Source organism: Planococcus circulans, assembly GCF_020023385.1.
Lineage (GTDB): Bacteria > Bacillota > Bacilli > Bacillales_A > Planococcaceae > Planococcus.
Window position 1 is genome coordinate 67,455 of sequence record NZ_JAIQCL010000004.1, and the last position, 23,109, is coordinate 90,563.

Consider the following 23,109-nt stretch of genomic DNA (forward strand, 5'->3'; position numbering starts at 1 on the left):
TGCATTTTGAATTTGTTGTTTCTTCTTTCTTCCCATTAATCGAATGGTTACAGGCATTGGTTACACTCATTGTTGGTGTGCACTAAATAGAAGGGAGACATTCAGAAATCACCAAATGTCTCCCTCTATTTTGCAGCTTCCGATAACCGCATGATATGTAAACCTATCACTTAGCACTCTTTCATAAATGAGATTAATAATGCTTTATCTATTTTTAAAATTTACTTCTATAAAAGCTTTTAAGCTGGGCGCTCTGTGATTTTTTTGAACTTTTCTTGTGTAGCTTGTTTAAGGCATAACAGTGCTCCTAATCCAACCGGAATTAACAATGAAATGTAAACGCTATTAGCACCATATGTAGCAATCCAGCCCAAAATCGGTCCGCTAATTACAACCGATCCTTGATTGCATAGCATTCTATAACTTGCCATACGGCCATGATAGGCTTTGTCTGTGGCCATCTGTTGTATCGACTGTATTAAGACCCTAATCCACGTAGTACCCAAACCGATTAAGAAAACACCGATAAATGCGATGTACAGATTAGTACTGAAACCAACTAAACACAATCCAGCAAATACAACGATCAAGGAATTTGTAGACAAGTAATTTGAACTTTTATTCCACCACCATGCTCCTAAAATTCCTGCAATTACGCCACCTAATGAAAGTGTCGCGTCTAAAAATCCATAGATGGTTACTGTTTGACCAAGGTAGTCTTTCGTATAAACAGACAAAAAAGTTATACTCGAATGAAAAACTAGTTGTCCGACAAACATGGTACCAAATAGACTAAAAAGAAAGGAATTGCTTTTTAAGTAAGTGAAGCCTTCTAGTAAATCCGTTACAACCGATTTTCGTTCCCTGTTTTTTTCTTCTTTTTGAAGAAGTTCAGCCTTTGGAATCAAATAAAGAAAAACAGTAGCCAATATAAAGGAAACGACTACGATACTCATCGTGATAAATTCAGAAAAAACGCCTATAGCTATACCACCTATGGATGCTCCCAACAGTCCGCCCATAATAGCTGCTGATCCGGATTGCGAGTAAACTTTCGGTAATTCAGCTGTGGGAAAAATCTCTGCGATAAAAGCTTGTATGGCTGGCCTAAATAATGAACCCATCAATTGGATAATCATTTGAGCTAAAATAATAACCCATGGAGTGAGTACATCAAACCAGATGGCGAATAAAACCATCAGAATGGTCAAGGTGCTTATTAAATTTGCTACCACTGATAATGCCTTTCTATTTAATCTGTCTACTATCACTCCGAACCATAGATTCATTAGGAGACCCGGTAGAAAACCCAAACTCACTAATAATCCTGTGTAAAATGCATTTTCTGTAAGGTCATATAATATCCAGGTGATTAAAATGAAATACATCGCTCTTCCAAGCTCTGCTAAAAAGAAGGCACTCCAAATATAGTTAAGTTTTCTATTCATTTAATCCTCCCTCTTCAATATCTCTAATCTTCAAAAAATAGAAAGTGTATTTAAAATTAACGTAACAGCAGTATGCTGAAAGCGTACTTTTATTCCTGTCGAACGTAAAATTGTATGAACATTAAAGTATCAAAGTTGATGAAATAAATCGTTGACCTGGCTGCTACTATAGTAAATAAAATCTTCCATATTCCCCATCTTAGTTACAAAACCAGCATATACTTTAAAAAATAATAAGTAAAATCAATTAAAACAATGGATATTCATAAGCTTTAGTTATGAACTTGTAGTTTTGAAATTTAGTTAGTTACTGTCAAAGGTTGAATCTTGCTGGTAATAACAGCAAGATTCATATAGATGCATCCAAAAATACGGCGTAACCTGTACATGAGGTGGTTGCGATGTATCGAAATGTAGTAAAAAACAAAAATGTTCTCTATTACTTGGCAGGCGCTGGTATTTCACAGCTAGGAAATGTCCTCGCAGGATTGGCCTTTCTTTTTATCTCCTATGATTTGACGCAATCGGCTAGCCTGACTACGGTGATTGCTATTTCACAGGCGGTCCCTTATCTGTTGTTCGGACTAATTGGCGGTGCGATTGCGGACCGTGTGCAGAAGAAGAGGTTGCTGTTGTGGATCGACCTTATTCGAGTTCCTATAATTCTCTCACTGGTTGTCTTCTATCAATTCGACATGTTAGCTTTCTGGCATCTGCTGATTGTCAGTTTCGTGATTCAGAGCTTGGGCTGCTTTTACAATCCGGCATACCGGGCCGTTTTGCTCCTCGTCACCCCTGTTGATGACCGTACGACGGTCAATAGTCTGCTGGATACGGTAACAAGAGGCGTTCAGGTACTCACCCCTATTTTCAGTATCGGTCTGTTGAGTGCCGGGCAAACTATTCATTTTTATTCGATTGATGCGCTGACATATGTACTGAGTGCGCTTTTCATCTTGAAAATCCATTGGGTCGAACCGTTAACCGAGGAGCATATATTGGGAAGGAAAAAGGAAGGAATCTTCCAGTCGATTGTTGCGTTCTTTCTATGGGTAAAAGACGAAGGGATCATAAAAAATTTGTTTATGGTGACGTTTTTGATGGTCTTTTTCAATACTTGGGTATGGCAGGTCGGTTTGCTCTTGCTTCTTCTGCAAAACTACCCAAGCCAAGGTGAAGAATTTTACAGTCTCTTATTGGGATGGTATGGCATCGGGGTCATTCTGATCAACGTGATCATTCCGTTTTTCTGGAAAAAGCTGACGTTCACCCTTTATTTGTCTGGCTCTGTTGTCTGGGGAATTGGAATCCTAGTATTGGGGTTCGCCACCCACCTCCCCCTTTACTTTCTGGGTGTACTGATTGCGGCAGCCGGTTTGCCAATCTCCAGTCTTTCCCGTGTTTACTTGATTCAGACATTGGTCCCAGCCCAGAAGTTGGGCCGAGCATTCAGTTTCAATGCAGTCCTTCTCTATGGATCAAATGTCATTTCCTTAATGCTATTTGGCGCACTCGCTTCTTTTATCGAAATCAGCGCTATCTTTGTCTTCTGTGGCAGCATGATGGTCGTTTGTGCTGTCTTTTACTTAATTCGAATGTCGTTGACGGAAAAAGCTCGGCGGAAATCCGTAGAGGCGTTTAAATAATTGATTGTAAACTCCAACGGAAGAAAAGCCGCAGCTATGGGCGATATCCGTTATGGTTCGCTCTGTATGCAAAAGCAGTTCCTGGCTTCGGACTAACCGATAGAGCTGAAGCCAGGAATACGGGGAAACGCCGATCTTTTCTTTAAACAGATGGGCGAATTGAAATTTGCTGACACCCAGCAGCGCCGCCATTTCTTCCAAGCTCCAAGCATGCTGATAATCGTCTTTTAAAGATGCCATCACTTGAACAAGTGCAGGCTGAACCGCGCGAAATGGGTCCGTAATCAAGTCAGAAGTATGTATCCCAATAGCGGACTTAGCCAACAAGAGGCTGAGTTGGGCAAAGCTATGCTCCAAGAACACGTTAGAAGACACGCTTCCAGCTTCACCTTCCAGCAGCATGTATTGCTGAACAAAATGGACCCATTGCTCAACGAGTGGATTTTTTTGCGTAGTTTGCGCAAAGAAAAGGTCTCCCTCAATGCCCGAAATGGCAGCCGTTGCTTCGTTGAGAAAAGCCACATCCAGTTCAACCAAGAATTTATGATCATCCACGGCAAGCTGACGATGCTCGTCATAGGGATTGAACACCATAAATTCATTTTCCGTTAACGAAAAATCATTTCGTCTGCTTTGATAGTTCATGGAACCTTTCAGCGAAAACAGGAATTTATAACAGGGGTCGTTCCGCCAGAGACTTGCCGATTTCTTTTGGTCGGTAGATAACAACAAACAATTAGACGCTTCCAGTAAAGTAGTCATCCATTTCATCCTTTCTGGCAATTCAATAAGAAAATCAAATTCGATACGAGAACACCATTCACTCAGCAAAGGAATGATTGAAATGAAACATGCACTTGTGATAGGCGGCACAGGAATGCTGGCCAACGTGTCCATCTGGTTATCGGAAAATGGCTACCACGTTTCGGTGATCGGCCGGAATCCGGAGAAGATGAAGCGGCTCATGGACCAAAACCCTGCGCAGTTGACGCCGATTTTGGTTGACTACACGAATACGAAAGAATTAGCGGAACAATTACATCATATCCAGCAACAGAATGGCCCTATCCAGTTGGTGGTTGCTTGGATCCATTCCAACGGAACACGAGTGATCCCTTGTTTAATTGAATTTCTTCCCCGACTCCAATCATGGGACCTGTTTCACGTTAATGGCAGCAGTTCAAACCTTGAGGATATCAAAGCCAAAACGGCAGTTCCACCATATGTTGGTTATCATCAAATCCTACTGGGGTTCAAGATCGAAGATGGCCAGTCCCGCTGGTTGACCCATGAAGAGATTTCAAATGGTGTGATAAAAGCCATTCAGGAAAACAAATCAACACAGGTGATTGGAACGATTACCCCTTGGGAGAAACGGCCATAGAAACTGACGATGTTACCAATTCTGCCTACATTATCTTTACTTAATACTACTACTATACGCTTAAATCCAATTAAATCGTTTCATCCATAGGTCTGGTTTTTTATCGACGAGTATTCCCTCTTTAGGAAGAGTTCGCCGATAAAATCATTCAGCTCTTTCCTAAAAGTATACTTTTACAGACAAAAGAGAAAGACGAGTGCTGATCCGTCATTCTCTTTGTTTTGCTATTTCAATTTCTATTACTTCTGATAAGTACTGATATGTAAACAAAAAACGAATTAAATCTAGTTAATAGAGATAATAATTCCACTTATCAATTTCATAGTTAAGTACCTTTCAAACAGATTAAAAAAGGATATCCTCTATTTTTCTGGTACTAAAAAAGATATTATTTTGGGGACTCTTTCTTTAAAGAATGAATAATTATGTTCCGCATCGTTAATAACATCAAACTTTGTATTTGATATTTTCTCTCTTAGAATTTCATAAATGGATTTATTTGAAGCCATAAATTCTTCATTAATTAACTCTTCCCCTGAAGCTTCTCGTGTACCACAATCCAAGTAGAAACCTTCAATTGATGATAAATTGGATCTTACTATTAACTTTTCTAGTTCCTCCTGGTTACGGTAAAAAGCAGAAGAAATAGCACCTACCCTCGTAAAAATATGAGGATATCGACACGCAGCAAAAACGGAAATTAACCCGCCTAATGAAATTCCTGCCATCGTGGTTTGGTCAGTTAAAGTAAGGTATTTATTGTCTATGTATGGTTTTAGTTCATTTACGATAAAATCTATGTATTCTGTCCCTTTGCCGCCTTCAGAGCTTGAATAACCTAATATTTTTTCGCTATATTCTCCGCTTACCCAAGGACAGTATTCATTTTTTCGTTCTTCACTATTTTGGTCTATACCGACAACAATAACTTTCATTTCGGTTTTGTCTAAGTAGTCCTCAAGCCTTAAAGATTTGCCACCAATGGCATCTTTATCACGAAATACATTCTGTCCATCGTGCATATACAATACCGGGTATCTTTTGTTTTCCATGTTGTAATTTTTAGGCAGGTATACTCTAATCAGTCTTTCTTGTTTAAACGGAGTTATATAGATAGGAAATATTTCTAACAAGATGATTCCACCTTTCATTACTGTTATGAAATTTAATATTCAACCATCATCACTATTGAATAGAGAAGCTTTTACTCTCTCAAAAAGAACTAGAAATCTTATTATATTAACATTACCTATAATGCCCTTTTTTGGACAGGGCGACTTGAAAATAAGTTAAATCAATTACATAAAACCGTTTGTAAAAGTAAACTTCTACGAACATAAAATAGAAGAAACTTCAAATGAAGCTCCTTCTCTTGATAATTCTTGAGATGTAAAATATGTACTACATAATTCCGACTCTAAAACCGTATAGAATAGTCTTTTGAATGTATCATTTTTTCTAGCAAGTTCAATTTCGTTTCATCTTCTGATTAAATCAATAGAATGAAAAATCTGAATGTAACTTATTTATAGTTAAGTTACCACACCTGTTGATTGCTATTAAGTTACCTTCAGAATCATCTTTTTTTATTGGTATATTATTCCTTAAATTCCTTGGAAAGGTCAATAAGAAATGCTATAGTCAAAAGGCCTGGAAGTTTCATTAAAAGGGCAATAGCTATTTAAGGAGGCGTTCATTTATGACAAACAAAATCACCGTTACCATCAATGAGTACAAGGGGATAACGCCTAATTAACGTTTCTATTTCGCGTTCCCCGAAATTTGAAAGGGGAAAATGATGAAGACAGAACATGTGGAAATCGTCGAATTAAATGCAGAAAACTGGTATGACTGCTGTGAATTAGAGGTAGCAGAAGAACAAACGCAATATATGGAACCAAATTCCGTATCGATTGCGCAGTCAAAGTTTGAACCTAGCTTAAAACCTTATGCCATTTATACAGGCGATCAAGTAGTTGGCTTTTTGATGTATAACTCTGTCCCAGAAGAACTTGACGGCTATTGGGTATACCGAATCATGGTGGACAAAGCTTTTCAGGGTCAAGGGATCGGGAAAGCTGCAACCAAATTGATGATTGCTGAGATGGCCAACTCATTGAATGCCACGAAAATTGTGGTCGGCTATCATCCAGACAACTTGAATGCCCATAAGTTATATTCAAGTCTGGGGTTTGAGGATCATGGAGATCGGTTTGGCAAAGAAATGGCCGTTGTAAAACAGCTAATCGATTAATGAATTAAAACTGTATTTTAGTGAAAAGGACCTTTTTAAAGGTCCTTTTTCTTCTATAAAAAATCAGTATTCCCTTTATTTTGAATGTAACTTAATTATCAATAAGTCACATTCATAGTCGGAGTGAAAGTTTCTAAAATCAGATGGTTCTTGGCTTGTCCTCTGCGATAATATTTCATTTTCTGAGGTTATTTTTTTATGTGGTGCACCTTAAGTTTACTCCAAATCAATTCCCAATTTTTCTTTGTTACGCGGTCTTCATAAACTTCTGTCCGCTTTTCATTTGCTGCAAAATAGGGAGTTGGCTTAACTTCTAAATTAATCACGTCTTGAATTCCATGAGGAGCCGATAAAATCAAGTTGTCATGGCTGTCCATTTTAATTCCTAACGCTGTTGCAGTCTCTGGAAACTTAGCTATTGCATCAACAGAGGAAGTGTAAGCTGCTACGCTGTTTCTTATATGCATTCTTGCCTCATTCTTTACTGACCATGGTATGTTCGGAATAAGATCTTTGAGTCTGCCTTCTATTTTCTTCTCTTCTTCTTCACAAATATTTTGGTCATCATAATAAATGACATCAATATCCGGAAGAGTGGTCCTCGCTTCGAATCCATGTAACGTATCCCAAACTTTTGAACGAATAAAACCTGCACATATCCACGAATCAGGAAGGTCTAATGATTTTACAGCTTTTAATAGCTCCATCATCCATTCATCTTTTTGTATCAGGCGTATAATATCTAATTCACTTTTTAGCATCGTATTATCTCCTTAATTTTGTCGTGATCAATTTTTAATGAGGAGATCCTTCAAGAATTCTGCACTTAAATTACATTCACTTCCTAGTCTTTGCCCTAAAAGCTAATTGTTTAAGGTCAATCTATCTTCAAAATGTACTTTTCTTCTTTTGGCCGTTACTGTCTTAAATGCCATAATCCCCAGCAATAAGAAAGTAAATGAACCTATTAATCCAACAGGTCGTATTGAAATCAATTCTGCTGCCAAACCAATAATTACAGTTAGAATGATGATAAATACTGCTTCAACTATACTAAATAAGCTGCTAAACCTCCCCATCATTTTCACTGGTACATTGTTCTGATAAAACGTTAAATAACCCGTGTTGGCAAAAGTGATCGCAAACCCAATCATAAAAGTTCCAATGGCAGCACTGATAAAACCTTGTGAACTGTAGAGAGCGATATAGCCTGCAGCAGTCAAAATAGATCCAGCCCCTATTAGTAAATTGACCGCTAGTTGTTTGGAAAAAATGGTGTTTATAAGTGAACCCAAAATAATTCCCGTTCCAAATATGCTTAATAAGAACCCATAGCTGGTGTCGGACATCCCAATAACTTCTTTAGCAAAGGCTGCTTCCAATGAATCCAGGGCAGTCATAAATATCGTCATTCCCACAAAAAGAAGATAAACTTTTAAAATAAACGTATGAGTATGACTGAACTTGTAGACTACTTGAAAGTCATCTTTTATCATCTTCCAAGAAAGCTTTTCAGTTTCGGATGAAACTGTTTGCGAATCGACATTAGGCAATAACAGGATGATGAAAGCTGACAAAATCAAAGCCACTGAGTTTACATAGATAGCTGTGTAAGGTGTTCCCATCCAAAACAATAGACCAGCTATTGCAGGGCCGATTAATGTTCCGCAAGAATTTATAAAGCTTCTTAATGCATTAAATCTTTGACGATCCTTCTCTGGTATTAGTTTTGTCATATACACCATTGACGTGGGCTCAAACATGGCACTTCCGATATTGATGAGAAATACGATGACATACACATAGAACAGTGAAGGCAGCACAGGGATCAATGCAATACATAATGCACGTGAAATATTTAATCCAATCATAAATTTCCTCGTATTAATGCGATCTATCAGGCTCCCTACCCATGAGTTAGAGCAAATAGTCGCGATCGGTCCTAAAATGTAGAGCAACGCAATTGCTAGAGGAGAACCTGTTTCATTCAGGATAATCAGATTCAAGGCAATCAGGTAAACCCAGGCCCCTATATTTGAAATACCGATACCACCCAGCAATAATAAAAAATACTTCCAATTTTTCATCGTAATCTCTCCCCACTGCATTTTAGCCAAACAAAAAAATCCCACCCCCAAGACAATTGTCTTGGGGACGAGATTACTAAAATCGTGGTGCCACCCCTGTTTGCTAATACGTCACCGTATTAACCTCATTCAGTACAGCCGTGAAAAAAGACGAATACCTTAGCTCTGTAACGGGAGCTCCCGTCCCAACATCCCCATGATCAGGTTCCGTCGTGATGCTCAGAGGCTTGTTTCGATAACGTACTCCTACTCCTTTCCACCAACCGGAGCTCTCTAGAAAAAGTCTTTAGCTATCTACTATTCTCTTCAACGCTTTTCATTTTTATAATTCCCGTAATATTACCACAACTTCATCAAACTAGTAAATACCAATTTTATGACAAACAACGATATCAATAAATGGATATGTTTAAAACGAACTTCACCTCAGCAATTAAAGAAAGCCAATTAATTCTGAAATAAAACCGTTCGTAAAAGTACACATTTACGAACGCTTCAAAAAACAACTAAAAAACACAAAAAGAACGTTCGTAAAAGTATCAAAACACTTTACGAACGTTCGCGAGTTTACATAGACGTTTACAAACGATTTTTGAATCTATCTTATTGAGCCTTCAGCGTTAATGTTGATCCTTCCACTTCCTCTTCAATTTCTGTTTCGTGGAAATCGCCTTCTGCCCAATCGTCCACTTGGTTATGGAAGTAATCCGATTTCAAATGTCCGCTCAAACCAGGGCCGACAATGTGATAGGCACTCGATAAATCAGCGAGGTCCGCCACAAACCTCCAGGATGCCCCGTGATTCACATTGCCTTCTGATGTAGACGCGGCTGCTTGTACTGTAATATTGGAGCCTCCGATCGGTACAGGATCCGGGTTCAAGAATTCGGCAAAGATCGGGGACGCTCCTGCAAGTGGATGCGGGAAGGTCAATTGATGATGTTCGCCCCATGTCCAGTCGGCCAGGTCGTTTCCTTGCTCATCATCAATTTCGGCGACCGCTGCCTCGAGAGCATCCACAAGCCATTTTTCCACGCCACCGTATTCCGTTACCCACACACCTTCTTCACCAGCGAAAGCACCCCGCATCATTTCATCGGTAATGTGGTTCTTGCCTGACAGCATGTCAAAGACATCCTCCGGAAATTCCTCTGCCAATAACGTCTCAGGCAATTGTTTTATCCATTTATGGAATACCAAAGGTGCGGCCTGTTCTTGGCTGTCGACCTGATCCCACTTCTCCAGCATCGTGAGCACTTCATCATGTTCGTCAGTTTCACTGCGCACAGCTGCAATCATTTCGTCCAAAAATTCCGCTGCATACAAATTCTTCTGATCCATCTGCAAGTCCATCATATCCTGTGCCGTCAACTCGTCCGATGCTTCCAAAACTTCGGCAATCCGTTCGTAGCGATATGGCTGCGCCCAGAAATCTGTGATGTGATACGGATAGGAATCATCGATGACTTCATTGTTCGCAGTGGCAATGAACCCGCTTTCCGGATTGACTGACCGCGGCAATTCATCAAAAGGCACATAGCCCTCCCACCCATATTCCGCCGAATCTCCCGGAACCGGCAGCTGGCCATCTCCGGATTTGCGGATTGGGATGCGGCCATTGGCTTTATAGGCGATGGTTCCATCAGTGGAGGCAAAGACAAAGTTCTGTGCAGGCGCCTGGAAGTCCTCCAGCGCCAATTCGAATTCTTTCCAATTGGATGCTTTATTGAAATTTAGAACCGCCTGCAGCTCTAAAGTCGGCTCGAGAGCCGTCCATTGCATCGAAAACACGGCTCCCGGCTCTTCTTCATCGTATAAGACGTTCGAAACGACAGGGCCATGCCTCGTCACCAGTACTTCAAAGTCTTCCGTTTCTCCGTCCTTGACCTTGATCGGCTCTTCTCTTACCTCTGCCTGTTCCCATTCACCTTCATACCGGAATTGTGTCGGATCTTCCGGATTTGGGGTTTCGATATAGAGATCCTGAACGTCTGGCCCCACATTGGTGACGCCCCACGCGATTTCTTCGTTATGGCCCAGGATAATTCCTGGAATGCCGGCAAAAATGACGCCGCTGACATTTTGTTCAGGGGATTCCAAATGCATCTGATACCAGATGGACGGTGTACTGAGCCCGAGATGCGGATCGTCCGCAAGCAGCGGTTTGCCGCTCGCCGTTTTGTCTCCTGCCACCACCCAGTTGTTGCTGCCATTAAATTCAGGCGGAATGACAGAAGCATCAAACTCACCGGCCACTTGGACGGGCTGCTTTTTGTTCGCCGCCAAAATCGCCGGTGCCGTTTCCGGATATTCGATAAACAGTTCACGGGCCTTGTCTTCAGGAAATTCATTTAATGCCCAGTGGCGAACGGCAAGTGTATTCCAATGCCCCCCAAGGTCATAAGCCATAAACTTTCCGATCGTCAAAGAGTCGACAGACGTCCATTCGGTAGGCTCGTATCCGAGCAAAGCGAATTCGAAGCTGAGGCCGCCATTTTCTTTCGCTTCTTCCATATAGGCATTGACGCCTTCTGCGTACCATTCCAGAACTTGCTTGGCTTCCGCGTCATAGCCATCCCACGACTTTTCAGCAGCATTCCGCAAACTGAAGGTCCGGAAAAACTTATCGGTATCGAGCGCATCCGCTCCAATCACTTCCGCCAATTGCCCGCTGGCCTGCCTACGGGATAAATCCATTTGGAACATGCGATCCTGCGCCTGTACATATCCTTGTGCCCGGTAAAGGTCGGCATCTGTGTCCGCCTGTATATGCGGAACCCCGATGTCGTCACGGATGACGGTAACATCGCTGTCCAGTATCGCAACTGCCGCTTCTCCTTCAATGAGCGGTTTGGACTTCCCTATGTAAACGTTTACAAAAATCAACCCAGCAACCGCAACTGTGACAAGAACACCCAGTACAGCCAGAAGCCATTTCAACCACCTTTTATTTTTCACTTTTCCCCTCATGGTCTTGCCCCCTTTTTCCTAATGATGTTTATTCGACTGGCGAAGGATAAATCCCTTTTTTGAGAATAAAATAATCCCTCTGCCGCTTCCATCCGCATAAAAAAAGATGCCCCAGAGCTGGGACATCTTTCTGATTAAACTTGGTCTTCTCCTACAATCTTTACTTCAAGCTCTAAATCAATTCCGAACTTCTCCTGGACCGCCGCTTTGACCATCTCGATTGTCTGGATATAATCATTCGCGGATGCATTGTTTTTATTGACGATAAATCCAGCGTGTTTAGTGGAGACTTCCGCTCCGCCAAATCCGCGTCCCTGCAAACCGCTGTCCTGAATCAATTTACCGGCGAAATTACCAGGCGGACGTTTGAAGACACTTCCTGCAGAAGGAAATTCCAAAGGCTGTTTCGTTTCACGCTGATAAGTCAGTTCACTCATTTTCGCATCAATGACTGTTTGTTTGCCGACCTCCAACTCAAACTCTGCCGACAAGACGTAGAAGCCTTTTTTGGTGATGACGCTCTTGCGATAGCCGAGCTCCAAATCTTCTTTGGATAAAATCAGTTTCTCTCCTTCTTTCGAAAGAACTGTCGCTTGTATAATGATGTCTTTGATTTCTCCGCCATAAGCGCCAGCATTCATCGCCATGGCTCCACCGATGGAACCTGGGATTCCACAAGCGAACTCAAATCCGGTCAGTTGTTTCGCTGCAACAGTTTTCGAGACTTTCTTGATGTTCGCCCCGCCTTGCGCATAAACTCTCGTTCCTTCTATTTGAATCGCCTGCAAACTCTTCAAAGTCAGGACAATCCCACGGAATCCTCCGTCACGAACGACCATATTCGAACCATTCCCGAGAAGCAGCAAGGGTATATTGTTTTCATATGCGTATTTAACTGTATATGCAGTTTCATCTTCAGTAGTCGGTGTCACAAAAATATCAGCTGGCCCACCCATTTTAGTTAATGTATGAAGGTGTAGCGGTTCATCCATTTTGACGTGATCATCGGTTAAAAAACCGCGCAAATCCGTCAGCCATTGTTCTTTCGTCATCTAAAGCAAATCCCTTCTAAACTTTTAACTTCTACTAGTATCCGATTTTCATCCCGATTTGACAAGCAATATAACGTTCTTCGGTACAAAAGTCCAATAAAATATTATCTCGAATTCGAGAATTATTAATTAATAACTATTGACATCGAGATTTAATCTTGTTATATTAGGTGCAGAACAACATATCTAGGAGGAATTTAACATGAAAAAATGGACAGTAGACACAGCACACTCGGAAGTCGGATTCTCAGTAAAACACATGATGATTTCAAAAGTAAAAGGTTCTTTCTCATCATACGAAGCAACCGTTGAAGCAAATGAAGAAGATCTGCAAGGCGCATTGATCGACTTCAAAATCGACGTAGCAAGCATCAATACAAATAACACAGACCGCGACAACCACCTTCGCTCTGCTGATTTCTTTGACGCTGAGCAATTCCCATACATCACATTCAAAGCGAACGACATCGTTAAAAAAGGCGACGAGTACGAATTGACTGGCGACCTGACGATGAAAGGCGTTACCCGTCCTACTACATTTGAAGTGGAATACGGCGGCAAAGCAACAAACCCATGGGGCGTTGAAGTCGTTGCATTCAATGTAGAAGGCAAAGTAAACCGTAAAGATTTCGGCCTTACATGGAACCAGGCACTTGAAACAGGCGGCGTAATGGTCGGCGAAGACATCAAAATCACTTTGGAATTAGAAGGCAACCCAGCTTAATCAAGAAAAGTGGAAATGGCTGTACTATCAGCCAACAAGAAAGTCAAAAAAGCAGTGCGAGGGAAAATCCTCGCACTGCTTTTTTCAGTATTATGAAAGCTTAATTTCTGCGCCTTTATTGTCCAGCTCCAGCTGCCAGATTCTAGGGTCATAAGTCGCTCCAGGTGTCTAGTTCAGTGCCTAGCTCTTCGGGATGTAAGCCGATCCGGCTGTGCGGCTGAAAACATGCCGCTTCGCCAGCTCATCTTACACCTGTCAGAGCTGAACAGGCACTTCTACTGTTCTTATTGTCCAGCTTCAGCTGCCAGATTCTAGGCTCATAAGTCACTCCAGGTGTCTAGTTCAGTGCCTAGCTCTTCGGGATGTAAGCCGATCCGGCTGTGCGGCTGAAAACATGCCGCTTCGCCAGCTCATCTTACACCTGTCAGAGCTGAACAGGCACTTCTACTTTTCTTATTGTCCAGCTTCAGCTGCCAGATTCTAGGCTCATAAGTCACTCCAGGTGTCTCGTTCAGTGCCTAGCTCTTCGGGATGTAAGCCGATCCGGTTGTGCGGCTGAAAACATGCCGTTTCGCCAGCTCATCTTACACCTGTCAGAGCTGAACAGGCACTTCTACTTATCTTATTGTCCAGCTTCAGCTGCCAGATTCTAGGCTCATAAGTCACTCCAGCTATGCGGTTGAGGAAACACCGCTTCGCCGGAGCGTCTTATGCCCGTCAAATCTAAACGGCAGCTTCCGCATTTCAGTATTCCTGTTCTATCTTCTTCAACGGTTTAACAGCCGGACCATTCAACACTTCTCCGGTATGGGAGAAACGGGAACCATGGCATGGACAGTCCCAGGAACGCTCCGCGTCATTCCAGTTAACTTCGCATCCCATGTGGGTGCAGGTCGTATCGACCAGATGCACCTGTCCATATTCATCGCGATAACCGCCAGCTTTCTTCTTGCCGACTTTGACCAATGAACCTTCGTCTTTGCCAAGATCATCGACTGTTTTGGAAGCCCTTTTCAGTTTTCCTTTGACCAATTCCTTGGCAACCGATGCGTTGTCTTTTGCAAAACTTGCGGCGTCTACCGCCTTCATTTTCGAACGGGTCGGACTGAAGACTGGTGCATAGCGGTTTTCCTTGCCCAAAATCTGATCTGTCAGCATCATGCCGGCTAATGCCCCATTCGACATTCCCCATTTATGGAAACCGGTAGCCACCAGGATATTGTCATATCCTGCAGTGATGGTCCCGATGTAAGGGATTTGATCGAGCGTCGTCATGTCCTGTGCAGACCAGCGATACGGAATTTCCTGAATGCCGAAATGCTCGTCTCCAAATTTCTCGAGGTTGTGGTAATGTTCCATGGTTTCGCTGGAACTTTTGCCTGTCGCATGGCCATCGCCGCCGATCAGCAGCAGCTTTTCTCCGTTTTCATCTGTTGCATAGCGCAAGGAACGGGAAGGCATATCCCCACTGATGTACATATCATTCGGAATCTTGCTGTTCACTTTGGCCGCAATGATATACGAACGGGTGACAGAGAGACGGGAAAAGTACATCCCGTCAAAATCATTGAATGGATAATGCGTCGCCACAATGACTTTATTGCACGATAAATGCGAAAGATTTTCAGTTTGGATAACCGGATCATTTTTACTGAGGATTTTCATCGCACGGGTTTTTTCATAAATCGTACCGCCCAATCGCTCAATCTCCTTTACCAGCCCTGCCAGGAATTTCACCGGATGAAACTGCGCCTGGTTGCGCATGACCACCGCTTCTTTCACCTGGAACGGCAATTCGACTTCATCTTTCGCCAACTCGCCGTCAATGCCCAGTTGCTGATAGGTCTCCGCCTCTTTTTCCACCAACTTCGCCCCTACCACAGTATTCGCATAGACAAATGCATTATGATGCGAAAAGTCACAATCGATGCCAAGCTCTTCGGCAGTTTCTTCAATGAACTTTAAGCCATCCATATTCGCCTGGTAATACAGCTTCGCCTGCTCTTCTCCCACAAGCTTGACCAGCGGATAATAAAACAACCCGTGTTGCGCCGTAATTTTGGCAGTCGTATAGCCTGTCACCCCATCCACTAATTTTCCGGCATCAATCAAGGTTACTTTTTTTCCGGCTTTGGCCAATAGGTAGGCACTGATGATCCCAACCATCCCTCCACCAACAACCGCAATATCTGTCGACTCATTTGCCTGTAAAGCGGGATAACTTGGAATATCTTTGTATTCTCTCCAATATGACTTCTGCACTTCTGGAACCCGACTCACGTTATCACTCTGCACCATGCCGTTCCTCCTCATAGAAAGCTTTTAGTAAATGTCTACCCCCATAGAAAAATCCTAATCAATATAATGGATTACCAGCGAAATTTTCCAGTTATTTGGACATACAGTCCAAAATGGCTGAAATACTGTCCAAATCCCAGAAATACTGTCCAATCCAGGTAGTTTACTTTCCAATCCGGCACATTTTCTGTCGAAACGCCTTTTAAAGCAAAAAAAGGACCGCCCTTTAAGGGGCAGTCCTCTGTGAGAAACTTATGCGTATACTTTTACTAATGAATTTGCAGATTGCTCGACGCGTTTCATGCCATCAGCAATGATTTCTTCAGCGCGATCAGGGTACATATTATGTCCTTCGATGATAACTTCTTCAATATCAGTAATACCGAAGAAGTCCATGATCAACCGGATATAGTTGACGCTCATTTCAGCAGGAGCCATTTCAGGTGTTGAGTAAACTCCGCCGCGCGCGTTCAAGATGATGACTTTTTTCTCAGGAACAAGACCGACTGGGCCTTCAGCTGTATATTTGAACGTAACGCCTGCACGGTAAACGTAATCGATGAACGTCTGTAACGGTGCAGGAATTGTTTTATTCCATAATGGGAAGGCGAATACAACAACGTCAGCATCCATAAATGCATCCATAGCTTTGTTGGCAGCAGTCAAAATGCGTTGTTCCAACTCAGTCATTTCTTCAGCCTGCGCTGATTTTTGCATAGCATCAAAGAAATCCTGGCCGAAATACGGCATATCTTCTTTGAATACATCGAAAGTGTTGACGTTAAGCTCTGTACCCATGCCGATTGAATCCATGAATACTTCGTACATCTTGCTTGAAACCCCTTCAGATGCAGGGCGGTTATTTGCTTTTACTACTAAAACGTTAGTCATTAGGTTAAAACTCCTTCTTCAATTATATTAAAATTATTTATCTCAAATTAAAAGCACTTTCTTATCATAAGAAAAGGCAGAGTATAAGTCAATTACTCTGCCTCGGACTTATACTCCGTCACAGGAATCCCCTGTGCAATAACTGGTTTTCTTCTTCCCCATCGGCTTAAGCTTTGGGCGGATGCCTTCTTCTTCAGCAATCTGCTCCAATGCTTCCACAAATGCATCCAACGGCTGTGCACCGGAAAGCGCATATTTGCGGTTGACTACAAAAAACGGTACACCTTGTACGCCAATTTGGCCGGCTTCAGCGATATCAACCTGGACCTGTGCCATAAATTGATCCGATTCCAATACTTGCTTCGCTTCATCGCGAGGCAAACCGACCGCTTCTGCAATGGTCAATAAAATATCATGACTGCCAACATTTTTCGCTTCTACAAAATACTGGTGCATAAGCTGTTCAGTCAGTTCTGCATCCTTGTTTTTAGTTTCAGCCCATTTCACCAAACGATGAGCAGCCAAGGTATTGGCTTCCACCATGTTATCGAAATCATATTCCAAACCAACCGAGCGGGCATGCTGCGCCACTCCCTTAGTCATCTCTTTCGCCTGTTCCACTGTTTGCCCCAATTTCTTCGCTAAACTTTCATAGGTCGGGACAGTAGAATCAATGGGCGTATTCGGATCCAGTTGATAGGCCTTAAACGAAATCTCCGCCTGGCTTTCAAAACCTGATTGAACCAATGCCTGTTCCAAAGTTCGCTTGCCTATATAACAGAATGGGCACACATAATCTGACCAAACTTCAATTTTCATATTATCCACCTCGCCATTAACTATAGCAACGAAAACAACAGCGCTCAATTTTTTTGCCTGTAGAAGGAAAAGCGGAGGCGCCCGTGTAGCTATGCCGGGCATAAGACAGACCAGCAGTGTGGCGCTTTTTGCCACGCAGCTGGGTTGGCTTATGACCCAAAGAGCTGGGCGCCGGAGTCTAGACAAAGAAAAGCGGAAGCAGCCCAACAGCAGAAGCTAACCTAAGAGCGCGATATCGTGTCGCACCGGTTAGCTGACCCGCATCCTGCAGGCCTCCGACAAGCGCTGGAAGCCTTGCCGGTAATGGCGTTCTTCAGCTGCATTGTCGAAGGGACTTATGACTCGAAGAGCTAGGCACTTGCAACTGGACAACAAGAAAAGCGCAGGCGCCTGTCCTGAATCGACGGGCTTAAGGCCGATCGTCGAAGCGGCGCTTTTTGCCGCATAGACGGAATGACTTAAGACCCCGAGATTCAAGGGACCGAAGCTGGACACAAAAAAAACTGACTCCCAAGAGGGAATCAGCTTAATGCTTCTGTAATGACTGGTACAATCTGCTTTTTGCGTGATACGACGCCCGGCAACAGGACACGGTTATCAACTACGCTTGATTTAAAGGCGCTTTCGATGATGCCGGCTCTTTGGCCAAGAACGATGGCGACTGAATTATTGTTGAGGATATCGGTAACAGCAAATACGAAAAGATCGAGTTTTTTAGCAGAGATGGTATCAGCCATCAATACTTCAAGTTCTTTTTGGCGAATCATGACTTCCTCTACATCGATCGCATTGACTTGCGCAACTTCAAATCGGTGCTCGCCTGCTTCGAACTCTTTCGAATCCAATGAAATCAGGTCTTCCAATGTTTTATTGCTCAAATCGGCTCCGGCTTTCAATAGATCAAGGCCATAGCTTTGCGCATCCACATCCGCGATTTCCGCCAATTCAGCAGCAGCTTTCACATCTTGGTCTGTGCAGGTCGGTGATTTGAAAAGAAGTGAATCCGAAATAATAGCAGAAAGCATCAAACCTGCAATGTTCGGTGGTACTTCTATGCCGTTTTCTTTAAACAGCTTTAAGATGATGGTCGTCGTGCACCCAACCGGTTCCGCACGGAAGTATAACGGATCGGTCGTTTCAAAGTTGGCGATACGGTGATGGTCCACCACTTCAATCACTTGGACCTCGTTGATGTCTTCAGCACTTTGCTGGCGTTCGTTGTGATCCACCAGAATCACTTGTTCGGCTTCTTTGGCAACATGCGTCACCAATCTTGGCTGGTCGAATTTGAAAGTCTCTAAAGCGAATATGGTTTCGTTGTTCACTTCACCTAAGCGGATCGGTTCAGCAACCATGCCCATTTCATTTTTTAAATAGGCATATGAAATGGCCGAACAAATTGAATCGGTGTCCGGATTTTTGTGACCCAATACTAAAACATTTGACATGAATGATAGCCTCCTGGATAACTTAGTTTCTGTGCTTATTCTATCACAAGTACCCCAATTGAAAAAACCAAACTCCAAGAACCAAATAAATAAAACTAAAGATGGGTAAGTTTATAGAATTATCAGTATTTTTAAAATTCATTGTGTACTTTAGCATATGCGAATGGTATAATATGACTAACTAATTCAAAGTTAGGTGGAAGGAAGAGATGTCTGTGACTATTTTACTGGAAAAGAAATACATTCCTCTGGCTGATTATTTCTCCGGAGCGACGAATTCTTCAATAAAGTTAACATTTTCCGAAATTGAACAAATCATGGGACAGAATTTGCCTAATGCTGCCTACTTAAACAAAAGTTGGTGGAAAAAGACAAAAGCGCCGGCCAAACATTTTCACGCGTGGGTGGATGCCGGTTATTTCGTCAGCGATGTTGAACCAGATCGCTTTGTTGTCTTCGAGAGAGCGGATCTTTCAAATGGAAAAGGTTCGGCTAACGATGACGAAGACCAGGATATTTTATTGATCCGAACTGCAGAGCATGGGGACGCACGCTCCCTGGCCGCTTTACAGAAAACAGTGGAATCCGAATCTGACTTTATGCTATACGCTAAAGATGAACGGACCCAATCCACACAGAAAGTCCGAAAGCAAATCATCGAATGGAAACAAAGTGGCCATTCGACCATCATCATCGCCATCCTCAATGGCCAGCATGTCGGTTATTTGATGATTATGGGCAATGCAGCCAAACGGGCCGCTCACCGTGCCTCGATTGACCTCGGTCTCCAAAAGGATGCACAAGGCAAAGGAATCGCAAAATCCCTGCTCCAAAAAGCAGAGGAATGGTCCAAGGAAAAGGGCATCACCCGACTGGAATTGACGGTCGTCGAAGAAAATGAACCTGCCCGCAAATTATATGAAAAAGCCGGGTTCGAATCTGAAGGCATCCGACAAAAGTCCATGATGATTAACGACGAACCCCATAACGAAATTTACTTGGCCAAGTTTCTGGATTAGAAAAGCACATCACACATTTTCATAACCCAGACAAAAAAGGAGCATACCACTGGCATGCTCCTTTTTTGTCGATTTAATTTAAAATTGTCAGCCATAAGTACAAGCCGGTCAAGGTGATGAACAAAGTCGGAACCGTCAGGATGATACCGATTTTGAAATAATAACCCCATGTAATTTCTACGCCTTTCACCTTCAGTACGTGCAGCCACAATAAAGTCGCCAGTGAACCGATCGGCGTGATTTTCGGCCCTAAATCTGAACCAATCACATTTGCATAGATTAACGCCTCCCTCACGACTCCAGTCGTCTCGGTTTCCGCGATAGCCAAAGCATCAATCATGACAGTCGGCATATTGTTCATAACAGACGACAGAATCGCTGCGATGAAGCCCATTCCAATGGTCGCTGCATATAACCCATGGCTTGCTGTCCATTCAATTGCTGTTGCCAGCACCGATGTCAGCCCCACATTTCTCAAACCATACACCACGACATACATGCCGATGGAGAAAAAGACGATGGCCCAAGGCGCCCCTCTTAAAACAGTCATTGTTTCAACTGATTTACTTCTTCGTGCAATCGCCAGGAAGATGATGGCGACCGATCCAGCGATAAAGGAAACTGGAATATTCAATGCTTCGCTGCTGAAATAACCAATCAGCAAAATCACCAGTACTGCCCACGACAAACGAAAAATCTTGATATCTTTTATTGCCGATGCCGGCGTTTTCAAGACACTGTCATCAAAATGTTTCGGAATATCTTTCCGGAAATACAGGTACAATACCAGCATACTTGCCGCGATGCTGAACAGGTTCGGTATCGCCATGCGGATCGCGTATTCGGTAAAGCCGATGCCAAAGAAATCTGCAGAGACAATATTGACCAGGTTACTGACTACAAAAGGCAGTGACGCCGTATCAGCGATAAATCCACAAGCCATGATAAAGGGTAAAATCATTGCGTCTTTGAATTTCAGTGCCCGGACCATCGCCAAAACAATCGGCGTCAGGATCAATGCCGCCCCGTCATTCGCAAACAACGCCGCTACGACTGCCCCCAGCATGATGACCAGGAAGAACATCCGCAATCCGCTGCCTTTGGCAAAACGCGCCATATGTAAAGCTGCCCATTCGAAAAAGCCGATTTCATCCAAAATCAATGAAATGATGATCAATGCAACAAATGTCAATGTCGCGTTCCAGACAATGCCGGTCACGTCCCAGACATCACCGAAATCAACAACGCCAAACAGCAACGCAACAACTGCCCCCGCAATGGCGGACCAGCCGATCGACAAGCCTCTCGGCTGCCAAATAACAAATATCAATGTGACGATAAAAATAAAACTCGCTAAAAATACATCCACGTTCATCCAACTCCCTATTCACAATTCACTTTTTTCCTTCCGCAATCAAGCGGCCAATTGAGCGGCGAGGTTCCGGCAATAGATCCAATAAATGAATCAACACCGGGTACTGCATATGCTGCGTGTTCAAGGACCAAATCGTCCAACGTCCGCGCTTTTCTTCCCAAACCAGTCCAGCATGTTTCAATTTGCGCATATGCTGGCTGATGGCCGGCTGCGTCATTTCCAGAAGATCTGTGAATTCACAGATGCGTAAAGCCTCTTTGGCCAGGAATTTTAAAATCAGCAATCTTTTCTGATCACCAATTGCTTTTAAATACGTCTCCATTTGATCATATTCCATATCTTTACCTTCTTTTACAGCACTTCACCCATTATATAAGCAACCACTTATGTATTCAAGAGAGAATGTGAAAACCTCGAACTATTGCTCCTCAAAACCTTCATCCGTAATTTCTCACACAAAAAAACCCGAACCAGCAATGCTGATTCGGGTTCTGCTCTTTATTACGCGAGTTGCTCAAGGACACGCAATGATTCACGGTTAAACGCCGGGATATCATCCGGCTGGCGGCTGGTGACCAATTGGTCCTGGCACACGGCCACTTCTTCGTCCACTACAGTGGCGCCAGCATATTCCATATCGACTTGAATCGACTTATAGCCTGTGGCTTTGCGGCCTTCCAATGCTTTCGCCGTAATCAATAATTGAGGTCCATGACAAATGGCAAAGACAGGTTTTTTCGCATCCATGAAAGCTTTTGTAAACTCTACAAAACGATCATCGGCACGCAATTGATCCGGAGAAAATCCTCCCGGCAGGAACAAAGCATCATAATCATCGGCGCTGACTTCGTCAATACCTTTATCGATGGTGACAACCGCTTCTCCCTGTTTGCCGGTAACTTCTTTGCCTGCTTCTTTTTCGATAGTGAAAACTTCGTGACCTGCATCATTAAATGCTTTCGACGGATCAGTATATTCCACATCTTCGAACATGTCTGTAATCAACGTTGCAATTTTTGCCACTATCTTCCACTCCTTCTGTTTAATCATTCCCTTTCAGTATTCCACAAAAAGATGGGATTAAACACCGAACTAGCGAAATTTCGAGACAAATGGATTTTCCGACTCCCAAAAACGATAAGGATAATGAACCGCTTCGAGTGAATTTCCGATCCCTACCCGCGGTCCGACCGATACGGCATGGACGGGGTCTCCCTCGGCGATATAAAGCGGTTTTTCCGTAAAATGATGGCCATAATGATCCATCGTGATGGCCATCGCCTTGGTCAGCTTCCCTGGTCCACTGGTCCACTGTTTAATCGGCATATGCTTACCGCGCAGTTCAGCCATCAGGTCTATGCCTTCCACCGGTTCGACTGCACGGATTAAAATCGCCCGCGGGGTGTCTTCCGGCCCGCTGACGACATTGATCAATGTGTGGGTATGCATTTGATAAGTATAAACGAGTCCGGGTTTTCCGAACATGATTTCTGTACGCTTCGTGCGCCGATTGCCAAAGCTGTGGGCAGCGCGATCTTCCGCACCCATATAGGCTTCCGTTTCTACGATGCGCCCCGCAACGATGCCGTCCGGCAATTCATGGACCAGGATCTGGCCCAGCAGACTGCGGGACAGTTCCAGTGTCGGAGCATCGAAAAAATCAGCAGAGACTGGTGTAAACATAAAATCCCCTC

The 23,109-nt window shown here is 43.2% G+C and carries 20 protein-coding genes and 1 other annotated feature; of the genes, 5 read left to right on the forward strand and 15 right to left on the reverse strand.

Annotated elements, in window-relative coordinates; all coding sequences use genetic code 11:
* Nucleotides 1-239: 239 nt before the first annotated feature.
* Nucleotides 240-1,448 carry an MFS transporter gene (locus tag K8U60_RS08365; RefSeq protein WP_223636993.1) on the reverse strand — a complete coding sequence of 403 codons (1,209 nt, stop codon included), beginning with the start codon at nt 1,446-1,448 and terminating at the stop codon, nt 240-242.
* A gap of 401 nt (nt 1,449-1,849) precedes the next feature.
* On the opposite strand from K8U60_RS08365, the gene K8U60_RS08370 reads away from it, so the two are divergent.
* Nucleotides 1,850-3,094 carry an MFS transporter gene (locus K8U60_RS08370; RefSeq protein ID WP_223636995.1) on the forward strand — a complete coding sequence of 415 codons (1,245 nt, stop codon included), beginning with the start codon at nt 1,850-1,852 and terminating at the stop codon, nt 3,092-3,094.
* Here K8U60_RS08370 and K8U60_RS08375 read toward each other — a convergent pair.
* Complete coding sequence (locus K8U60_RS08375) at nt 3,035-3,982, reverse strand: helix-turn-helix transcriptional regulator (RefSeq protein ID WP_223636997.1); 948 nt, start codon at nt 3,980-3,982, stop codon at nt 3,035-3,037. The genes K8U60_RS08370 and K8U60_RS08375 overlap by 60 nt on opposite strands.
* Here K8U60_RS08375 and K8U60_RS08380 point away from each other — a divergent pair.
* Nucleotides 3,972-4,478 carry a Rossmann-fold NAD(P)-binding domain-containing protein gene (locus tag K8U60_RS08380; RefSeq protein WP_263298617.1) on the forward strand — a complete coding sequence of 169 codons (507 nt, stop codon included), beginning with the start codon at nt 3,972-3,974 and terminating at the stop codon, nt 4,476-4,478. The two genes, K8U60_RS08375 and K8U60_RS08380, sit on opposite strands and share 11 nt — an antisense overlap.
* A 362-nt stretch (nt 4,479-4,840) precedes the next feature.
* Here K8U60_RS08380 and K8U60_RS08385 read toward each other — a convergent pair whose 3' ends face one another.
* Complete coding sequence (locus K8U60_RS08385; RefSeq protein WP_223637001.1) at nt 4,841-5,611, reverse strand: alpha/beta hydrolase; 771 nt, start codon at nt 5,609-5,611, stop codon at nt 4,841-4,843.
* A gap of 665 nt (nt 5,612-6,276) precedes the next feature.
* Here K8U60_RS08385 and K8U60_RS08390 point away from each other — a divergent pair.
* A complete protein-coding gene (locus tag K8U60_RS08390) occupies nt 6,277-6,732 on the forward strand; it encodes a GNAT family N-acetyltransferase (RefSeq protein ID WP_223637672.1) in 456 nt (151 codons plus the stop codon).
* A gap of 188 nt (nt 6,733-6,920) precedes the next feature.
* On the opposite strand, the gene K8U60_RS08395 is transcribed toward K8U60_RS08390, so the two are convergent.
* The 4 genes from K8U60_RS08395 to murB all read right to left on the reverse strand — a co-directional run bounded on the left by K8U60_RS08395 (nt 6,921) and on the right by murB (nt 12,841).
* On the reverse strand, nt 6,921-7,493 hold the full coding sequence (locus K8U60_RS08395; protein WP_223637003.1) for a nucleotidyltransferase family protein: 573 nt from the start codon (nt 7,491-7,493) through the stop codon (nt 6,921-6,923).
* A gap of 102 nt (nt 7,494-7,595) precedes the next feature.
* Nucleotides 7,596-8,819 (reverse strand): MFS transporter, encoded by a 1,224-nt coding sequence (locus tag K8U60_RS08400; RefSeq protein ID WP_223637005.1) that lies wholly within the window; start codon nt 8,817-8,819, stop codon nt 7,596-7,598.
* Nucleotides 8,820-8,879: 60 nt separating this feature from the next.
* Nucleotides 8,880-9,138 (reverse strand) — a binding site (T-box leader).
* A 284-nt stretch (nt 9,139-9,422) separates the two neighbouring features.
* Nucleotides 9,423-11,789, reverse strand: coding sequence for a penicillin acylase family protein (locus tag K8U60_RS08405; protein WP_223637007.1), 2,367 nt, complete (start codon nt 11,787-11,789; stop codon nt 9,423-9,425).
* Nucleotides 11,790-11,923: 134 nt separating this feature from the next.
* On the reverse strand, nt 11,924-12,841 hold the full coding sequence (gene murB / locus K8U60_RS08410; protein WP_223637009.1) for a UDP-N-acetylmuramate dehydrogenase: 918 nt from the start codon (nt 12,839-12,841) through the stop codon (nt 11,924-11,926).
* 202 nt (nt 12,842-13,043) lie between these two features.
* On the opposite strand from murB, the gene K8U60_RS08415 reads away from it, so the two are divergent.
* Entirely contained in the window at nt 13,044-13,565 is a 522-nt protein-coding gene (locus K8U60_RS08415; RefSeq protein WP_223637012.1) for a YceI family protein, read from the forward strand.
* Between the two features lie 744 nt (nt 13,566-14,309).
* Here the strand turns inward: K8U60_RS08415 and K8U60_RS08420 are convergent.
* The 4 genes from K8U60_RS08420 to K8U60_RS08435 all read right to left on the reverse strand — a co-directional run bounded on the left by K8U60_RS08420 (nt 14,310) and on the right by K8U60_RS08435 (nt 19,021).
* A complete protein-coding gene (locus K8U60_RS08420; RefSeq protein WP_263298618.1) occupies nt 14,310-15,863 on the reverse strand; it encodes an FAD-dependent oxidoreductase in 1,554 nt (517 codons plus the stop codon).
* A 252-nt stretch (nt 15,864-16,115) separates the two neighbouring features.
* A complete protein-coding gene (locus K8U60_RS08425) occupies nt 16,116-16,754 on the reverse strand; it encodes an FMN-dependent NADH-azoreductase (RefSeq protein ID WP_223637015.1) in 639 nt (212 codons plus the stop codon).
* Between the two features lie 108 nt (nt 16,755-16,862).
* A complete protein-coding gene (locus K8U60_RS08430; protein ID WP_223637018.1) occupies nt 16,863-17,573 on the reverse strand; it encodes a DsbA family oxidoreductase in 711 nt (236 codons plus the stop codon).
* 521 nt (nt 17,574-18,094) lie between these two features.
* On the reverse strand, nt 18,095-19,021 hold the full coding sequence (locus K8U60_RS08435; protein WP_223637021.1) for a manganese-dependent inorganic pyrophosphatase: 927 nt from the start codon (nt 19,019-19,021) through the stop codon (nt 18,095-18,097).
* Between the two features lie 209 nt (nt 19,022-19,230).
* Here K8U60_RS08435 and K8U60_RS08440 point away from each other — a divergent pair, with 209 nt between their 5' ends.
* The gene (locus K8U60_RS08440) at nt 19,231-20,040 is read left to right on the forward strand and encodes a GNAT family N-acetyltransferase (protein WP_223637025.1); all 810 of its coding nucleotides are present in this window, start codon (nt 19,231-19,233) and stop codon (nt 20,038-20,040) included.
* 73 nt (nt 20,041-20,113) lie between these two features.
* Here K8U60_RS08440 and K8U60_RS08445 read toward each other — a convergent pair whose 3' ends face one another.
* The 4 genes from K8U60_RS08445 to K8U60_RS08460 all read right to left on the reverse strand — a co-directional run bounded on the left by K8U60_RS08445 (nt 20,114) and on the right by K8U60_RS08460 (nt 23,098).
* The gene (locus tag K8U60_RS08445) at nt 20,114-21,409 is read right to left on the reverse strand and encodes an arsenic transporter (RefSeq protein WP_223637028.1); all 1,296 of its coding nucleotides are present in this window, start codon (nt 21,407-21,409) and stop codon (nt 20,114-20,116) included.
* Nucleotides 21,410-21,434: 25 nt separating this feature from the next.
* The gene (locus K8U60_RS08450) at nt 21,435-21,752 is read right to left on the reverse strand and encodes an ArsR/SmtB family transcription factor (protein WP_223637032.1); all 318 of its coding nucleotides are present in this window, start codon (nt 21,750-21,752) and stop codon (nt 21,435-21,437) included.
* 164 nt (nt 21,753-21,916) lie between these two features.
* Nucleotides 21,917-22,438: a type 1 glutamine amidotransferase domain-containing protein gene (locus tag K8U60_RS08455; RefSeq protein WP_298832580.1), complete on the reverse strand. Its 522-nt coding sequence runs from the start codon at nt 22,436-22,438 to the stop codon at nt 21,917-21,919.
* A 69-nt stretch (nt 22,439-22,507) separates the two neighbouring features.
* Nucleotides 22,508-23,098: a DNA-3-methyladenine glycosylase gene (locus tag K8U60_RS08460; RefSeq protein WP_223637035.1), complete on the reverse strand. Its 591-nt coding sequence runs from the start codon at nt 23,096-23,098 to the stop codon at nt 22,508-22,510.
* Between the last annotated feature and the right edge of the window lie 11 nt (nt 23,099-23,109).

Bases quoted from the DNA above. Each gene is read 5' to 3' on its own strand.
- K8U60_RS08365 (WP_223636993.1), bottom strand. From the start codon at position 1,448: ATGAATAGAAAACTTAACTATATTTGGAGTGCCTTCTTTTTAGCAGAG.
- K8U60_RS08370 (WP_223636995.1), top strand. From the start codon at position 1,850: ATGTATCGAAATGTAGTAAAAAACAAAAATGTTCTCTATTACTTGGCA.
- K8U60_RS08380 (WP_263298617.1), top strand. From the start codon at position 3,972: ATGCTGGCCAACGTGTCCATCTGGTTATCGGAAAATGGCTACCACGTT.
- K8U60_RS08390 (WP_223637672.1), top strand. From the start codon at position 6,277: ATGAAGACAGAACATGTGGAAATCGTCGAATTAAATGCAGAAAACTGG.
- K8U60_RS08395 (WP_223637003.1), bottom strand. From the start codon at position 7,493: ATGCTAAAAAGTGAATTAGATATTATACGCCTGATACAAAAAGATGAA.
- K8U60_RS08400 (WP_223637005.1), bottom strand. From the start codon at position 8,819: ATGAAAAATTGGAAGTATTTTTTATTATTGCTGGGTGGTATCGGTATT.
- K8U60_RS08405 (WP_223637007.1), bottom strand. From the start codon at position 11,789: ATGAGGGGAAAAGTGAAAAATAAAAGGTGGTTGAAATGGCTTCTGGCT.
- murB (WP_223637009.1), bottom strand. From the start codon at position 12,841: ATGACGAAAGAACAATGGCTGACGGATTTGCGCGGTTTTTTAACCGAT.
- K8U60_RS08415 (WP_223637012.1), top strand. From the start codon at position 13,044: ATGAAAAAATGGACAGTAGACACAGCACACTCGGAAGTCGGATTCTCA.
- K8U60_RS08420 (WP_263298618.1), bottom strand. From the start codon at position 15,863: ATGGTGCAGAGTGATAACGTGAGTCGGGTTCCAGAAGTGCAGAAGTCA.
- K8U60_RS08425 (WP_223637015.1), bottom strand. From the start codon at position 16,754: ATGACTAACGTTTTAGTAGTAAAAGCAAATAACCGCCCTGCATCTGAA.
- K8U60_RS08430 (WP_223637018.1), bottom strand. From the start codon at position 17,573: ATGAAAATTGAAGTTTGGTCAGATTATGTGTGCCCATTCTGTTATATA.
- K8U60_RS08435 (WP_223637021.1), bottom strand. From the start codon at position 19,021: ATGTCAAATGTTTTAGTATTGGGTCACAAAAATCCGGACACCGATTCA.
- K8U60_RS08440 (WP_223637025.1), top strand. From the start codon at position 19,231: ATGTCTGTGACTATTTTACTGGAAAAGAAATACATTCCTCTGGCTGAT.
- K8U60_RS08450 (WP_223637032.1), bottom strand. From the start codon at position 21,752: ATGGAATATGATCAAATGGAGACGTATTTAAAAGCAATTGGTGATCAG.
- K8U60_RS08460 (WP_223637035.1), bottom strand. From the start codon at position 23,098: ATGTTTACACCAGTCTCTGCTGATTTTTTCGATGCTCCGACACTGGAA.